We start from the raw sequence: 584 nt of genomic DNA on the forward strand, positions 1-584 counted from the left end.
AAGGTCTATCTCGCCGGCACAGCCGCGACCTATAAGGACATGCACGACGGCTCCAACATCGACCTGTTGATCGCCGGAATCGGTTCGCTCTGCCTGATTTTCATCATCATGCTGATCATTACCCGCAGTCTGATCGCGGCGGCGGTGATCGTCGGGACGGTCGCGCTGTCGTTGGGGGCATCGTTCGGCATGTCGGTGCTCGTCTGGCAATACTTCCTCGGTATCAAACTGCACTGGATGGTGCTCGCGATGTCGGTGATCGTGCTGCTTGCCGTCGGTTCGGACTACAACCTGTTGTTGATATCCCGCTTGAAAGAGGAGATACCCGCCGGGCTGAAGACCGGGATCATCCGCGCGATGGGCAGCACCGGCAAGGTGGTGACCAACGCCGGTCTGGTGTTCGCCGCCACCATGGCCACGTTCGCCTTCAGCCCGTTGAAGGTGATGGGTCAGGTCGGTACGACGATCGCGCTGGGTCTGCTGTTCGACACCCTGATCGTCCGGTCTTTCATGACGCCGTCGCTGGCCACACTGCTCGGACGTTGGTTCTGGTGGCCGCAACATGTCCGCCCACGACCGGCCAG

At 61.0% G+C, this 584-nt stretch carries 1 protein-coding gene; it reads left to right on the forward strand.

The annotated features are described in order from the left end of the window. On the forward strand, nucleotides 1–584 hold a 584-nt coding region (locus tag A5658_RS03115), incomplete at both ends, for an MMPL family transporter (protein WP_156751236.1).

The sequence above is a fragment of the Mycobacterium sp. 1245111.1 genome, assembly GCF_001673405.1.
GTDB lineage: Bacteria > Actinomycetota > Actinomycetes > Mycobacteriales > Mycobacteriaceae > Mycobacterium.